The sequence below is a fragment of the Microbacterium sp. 69-10 genome, assembly GCF_001897945.1.
Taxonomy (GTDB): Bacteria; Actinomycetota; Actinomycetes; order Actinomycetales; family Microbacteriaceae; genus Microbacterium.
On sequence record NZ_MKRT01000008.1, the window covers coordinates 51183 to 54524 of the forward strand.

A 3342-nucleotide genomic window follows, 5' to 3' on the forward strand; every position below is an offset into this window, starting at 1 on the left:
GCGTGCTGGGAGCGCGCGGGAGCGGGTGCTGGCGGCGCGCGAGTCGGGCGTGCGCGACCCGCTCGACAGGGCGACGATGACCGCCGAGGAACGCAGGCTGTTCGATGCGGTCTACCGGCGTGAGTACGCCCGGGCGAATGGGTTCGTTCCACGCTCGATCGGGCCGAACAGCGCTGATGTCGTGTCGGGGTCGCGGGGCATCCCGTTGACTGCTGATCGATGGGCGCAGCTCGATGAGGCAGTGCAGCGTCAGATCGGCCGCGTCGATCTGTCCCGGCCGGAGAGTGGCGAGCTGGTGAAGCTCGCCGACGCGCTCGGACTGAATGACGACCGAGCCGACATCGTGCACGAGCGCATCTGCGCGCAGATGCGCGACCGCTTCGAGTCGTCCACCAACTACCGCCGTACGAGTCTCGCTGAGGCGCTGCGGCGGATCTGAGAACTTCCCTCGCTGGCCGCACGGCCTTGAGGGGTGACTAGCCCATGCCGCACGGCGCCGGGCTGATTCCGCAAAGGAGATACATGCCGAACTCACGAACCAGCGGGCCGCTCGCGCAGTCCGCGCCGCTCGGGCCGCTGTTCGCGCCCGCATATCACCGGCCGTGGCTCCGCTACATCGACGCCGTTCCCGGCGCCGAGGGCGCGCCCGCTGGTGGCTCGGATCCCGCACCGTCTGCACAGACTCCGCCGGCTGATCCGTCCGCTGAGCCGATCGACTACAAGGCCAAGTACGAAGAGGCCATCGGTCACTCGCGCCAGTGGGAGCAGCGAGCGAAGGACAACAAGGCGAAGGCCGACAAGTTCGATGCCGCTGAGCAGGAGAAGCTCAGCGAGATCGAGAAGGCGAACAACCGTGCCACCGCCGCCGAGCAGGCGTCGGCGGCGAACGCTGCGCTGCTGCTTCAGCTCACGGCCGCGAACGAGAACGGCATCACCAAGGACGAGCGCGCGCTGCTCACCGGAACGACCGAGGACGAGCTGAAGGCTCAGGTCGCGGCGATCCTCAAGCTGCGCGCCCCGTCCGCGGCATCCCCTCAGGATGCCGGGATCACTGGTGGCGGATCGTCCACCCCAACCACCCGTGCGAAGACGCTCGCTGAAGCGGTCGCCGCTCGGATCACCAAGAAGTAGGAGGGCCATACATGGCAATCACCCTTGCAGATGCTGCGGTCAACACGCAGGACGACATCGATTTCCACATCATCGATGAGTTCCGGAAGCAGAGCGCGCAGGTGCTCAACCGGATCACGTTCGATGACTCGGTGTCGCCCGGTACGGCCGGCTCGACGCTGGTCTACGGCTACACCCGTGTGAAGACCGAGCGCGGCGCGTCGTTCCGTTCGCAGAACAACGAGTACGTCCCGTCCGAGGCGAAGCGTGAGCGCTTCACCGTGCCCCTGTCGCCCCTCGGCGGCACGTACAAGGTCGACCGCGTGCTGGCGAACCTCGGCGACGCGCAGACGAACGAGATCGTCTTCCAGCAGTCGCAGCTCATCAAGTCGAGCGTCGCCCGGTTCGTGGATGAGTTCATCAACGGCGTCGAGGCCGGCTTCGATCAGGCATCGCCCGGCTTCGACGGCATCGACGCGGCCGTGACCGGCACGACCACCGAGAGCTTCGCGACCGGCACCACGCCGCACGACTTCTCGGCACTGGCCGACAAGACCGACGCGCTCAACGCGAAGCGCGCGATCACGAAGTGGCTGCGCTCCATGGATGGCGTCGATGTCATCTACGCCAACGCCGATGGCGTCGCGGTGCTCGAGTTCATCGCCGACCTGATCGGCTACTACAACACCACGAAGGACGACTGGGGCCAGGTCGTTTCGACGTTCCGCGATATCCCGTTCGTGGATCTCGGCAAGAAGTCCGGGTCGAACGATGACGTGATCGAGACGGACGCCGCGACCGGCGTCACCTCGCTGTACGGCGTCCGCTTCGGCCTCGACGGCGTGCACGGCGCGTCCGTCAAGGACGGCGACCTGCTCTCGCAGTGGCTCCCCGACTTCAGCACCTCGGGTGCCGTGAAGACGGGCGAGGTCGAGCTGGGGCCGGTCGGCCTCGCGATCAAGGCCACGAAGTCGGCGGGCGCGTTCCGCGTCAAGGTGCAGTAAGTGGCGATGGTCACTGTTCGCGCCCCGGGGAAGGTGAGCCGGCGCATCGCTGGCATCACCTTCTCCGAAGGGCGAGCCGAGGTCGACACCGACTCGGCGGCATACCAGTTCTTCCGACGCCGCGGCTACAAGATCAGCGACGCCCCGGAGGGCGTGAGCGATCCGGAGGCGTCCGGCGGCGAGCAGGAGCACATCGAGCCGCCTGCCGGCACGCCACTGACCGCTGAAGAGCTGGCGCGCGTCGCAGCATCCGAGGCTGCTGGCGATCCGGGTGAAAATCCGCCCGACCAGTCCAGCGACGGCGACGACGAGGGCGAGGACGGCGAGCAGGAGCAGCCCGAGCGCCCGCATCCCGTTCAGGGGTCGAAGGCGGTCTGGTTCGAGCACCTGTCGAAGCTGAACCCCGATCACGGGTTCGACCTCGAGACGGTCAGCCGCAAGGAGCTGATCGCCGCAGTCGAGGCCATCGAGCAGGGCTGATCGTAAGGGGGACGCATGACGAATCCAGTAGCCGACATCGCTCGGCTTGAGAAGTCGTTCGAGCGTCCGCTGGTCGAGTCGGCCGAGCTGAAGGAGCGTTCGGCGGCGACGCAGTGGCTGGACGACGCTTGGGGGATCGTTCAAGACGAGATCCCGGGCGTCGTCCGCCGCATGGCGTTGCCGGAGGACGACCCCGCGTATCTGCGCACGGAGTCCGTGGCGCGCGTTGTGGTGGCGATGGTCATCCGCGTGCTGCGGAACCCGGACGCGCGACGACAGCTCGGCGAGGACACCTTCCAGGAGACGATCGATGCCGCGGTGTCGACGGGACAGCTGTACATCTCTGAGACGGAGCGCGGGCGGCTGCTCGCGTCCGCTGAGGGCGATGTGTCGCAGTTCCTGCCGGGCGTGTACAACGTCAGCTTCAGCGGGGGTCGCTGATGCCGGCCTCGCTGAGCGCGTTGAACCGTGGGCGGCGTGCCGCGAACGCGGACATGCGGGACAGGTGCCGGGTCACCGAGCCGTCGTCGGGGGAGAAGGTCTGGTCTGACGAGCTGTTGGCGTACATCGATGCGCCGCCGCGGCTGATCTACGAGGGCAAGTGCAAGCTGTCCTTCGGAGCGATCGTGCCGAACGAGCGCACGACCGCCGATCAGCGGTTCGCGGAGCAGGGCGGGACGCTCGCGGTCCCGGTCGTGACGCCCGCGGAGGCATCCGGCGACACGGCGGGAGTCGCGCGCGGGCACAT

6 protein-coding genes are annotated in these 3342 nt (G+C 67.8%); all 6 read left to right on the forward strand.

Going from position 1 to position 3342, the window contains the following annotated elements:
* Positions 1–439, forward strand: a 439-nt coding sequence (locus BGN97_RS03635; protein WP_292698121.1) for a hypothetical protein, incomplete at its 5' end; no start/stop codon positions are given.
* An 83-nt stretch (positions 440–522) separates the two neighbouring features.
* On the forward strand, positions 523–1131 hold the full coding sequence (locus tag BGN97_RS03640; RefSeq protein ID WP_292698123.1) for a hypothetical protein: 609 nt from the start codon (positions 523–525) through the stop codon (positions 1129–1131).
* Positions 1132–1142: 11 nt separating this feature from the next.
* Complete coding sequence (locus BGN97_RS03645; RefSeq protein WP_292698125.1) at positions 1143–2114, forward strand: major capsid protein; 972 nt, start codon at positions 1143–1145, stop codon at positions 2112–2114.
* Complete coding sequence (locus BGN97_RS03650) at positions 2115–2594, forward strand: hypothetical protein (RefSeq protein WP_292698127.1); 480 nt, start codon at positions 2115–2117, stop codon at positions 2592–2594. It abuts the gene before it with no gap.
* A 15-nt stretch (positions 2595–2609) separates the two neighbouring features.
* Positions 2610–3035 (forward strand): hypothetical protein, encoded by a 426-nt coding sequence (locus BGN97_RS03655; RefSeq protein ID WP_292698129.1) that lies wholly within the window; start codon positions 2610–2612, stop codon positions 3033–3035.
* A 53-nt stretch (positions 3036–3088) separates the two neighbouring features.
* A partial coding sequence (locus BGN97_RS03660; protein WP_292698186.1) for a DUF6093 family protein occupies positions 3089–3342 on the forward strand: 254 nt, incomplete at its 3' end.